Origin of the sequence: Streptomyces sp. NPDC005803, from assembly GCF_040630435.1 — a bacterium.
Lineage (GTDB): Bacteria > Actinomycetota > Actinomycetes > Streptomycetales > Streptomycetaceae > Streptomyces.
The window spans coordinates 1-1,373 of the sequence record NZ_JBEXXO010000083.1 but is presented as its reverse complement, the minus strand read 5'-3'; the positions used below and the strand labels follow the sequence as shown (position 1 = coordinate 1,373).

The following is a 1,373-nucleotide window of genomic DNA, read 5'->3' as shown; positions in this document are numbered from 1 at the left end:
GGCTGGGCATCGAACTGCCCCCGCTGCCGCCCCGCTCCGTGAACCACCACCCCCACCACGACGACGACGCGTAGGCCGCGTCGTACGCCCCCAGGCGCACCCGTCAACGCCCCGCCGGCCCCGCCGCCGCGGCACCCTCGACCGACCCATGGAGGTCAGTGATGCTGAACGGCATCGACGTCAGCGGCTACCAGCCGGCTACCCCCGACGTGTCCGGCAAGGCCTTCGTCTTCATCAAGGCGACCGAAGGCGTCTCGTACGTCAACCCCAGGCAGGCCACCCAGGCCGCGGCCGCCCGGAAGGCGGGCGCCGTCGTCGGGTTCTATCACTTCGCCCGCCCGGGCAACGTGCAGGCGCAGGCGAAGTACTTCGCCGACAAGGCCGGCTCGGTCGAGGGCGACGTCCTCGCGATCGACTGGGAGGACTCCGGGGTCTCCTGCGCGGACAAGGACGCGCTGATCAAGGCCGTCAAACAGCTGCGGCCGACACACAAGGTCGTCCTCTACTGCGGCCGCGACTTCTGGCTGCACCGGGACACCACCTCGTACTGCGGGGACGGGCTCTGGATCGCCGACTACAGCCACGCCGCGGGCTCGCCGGCCATCGAGCATCCGTGGCTGTTCCACCAGCACTCGGACCACCCGGTTGACCAGGACGTCGCGAACTTCCCGACCGTGGCGGCCCTCAAGGCGTGGGCGAAGGGCACCCCCGCACCGGGCGGGCCGCAGTGGCGGACGCTCCTCGAGCACGTGCTCAGCATCCCCGAGCAGGTCTACGAGAAGTGGACCAGCGCCGGGTGGGACAACCACACCAAGTTCGGCGTCGAGTACGGCGAGGACGGTGTGGCGTGGTGCGTCATATTCGACTGGGACATGTTCCACGACTGCGGCCTCGACGCCGTCGTTCCCAAGACGGACAACGTCAAGGCGTTCACGGCCTGGGCGAAGGCCCGCGGTCAGTGGAGCGAGTACCCGTCCGTCGGGTCGTGGGTCAACTTCAACAACGGCGCCCACACCGAGATCGTCGTCGGGTTCGACGCGAAGAACGTCTACACCAAGGGCGGGAACAGCATCAAGGCCGGCGCCGTCGACAACGGGCAGGGCAACGGGGTGTGGTCCCACTCGCACGCCCGGACCAGTGCCGCCGTCGTCGGCTACTTCGCCCCGCACTTCCCCGACGGCGTGTGCCCGCCCACGGCGGACCCGCACGACCCGCGGGGCGGTACGCCGGTGACGTCCTACCGACACACCACGGCGCCCGCACCCGCGCCGGCGAAGCCGGGTACGAAGCCGGCCGCGAAGGCGACCGCACACCTGTCCAAGATCGTCGCGGCCCGGAAGAAGGATCTGCCGGCGGCCACCGGTCACAAGACG

The 1,373-nt window shown here is 70.2% G+C and carries 1 protein-coding gene; it reads left to right on the top strand.

Features of this window, described 5'->3' with window-relative positions:
• Positions 1-161: 161 nt before the first annotated feature.
• The coding region (locus tag ABZ454_RS38880) for a GH25 family lysozyme (protein ID WP_359544142.1) at positions 162-1,373 on the top strand (1,212 nt) is incomplete at its 3' end.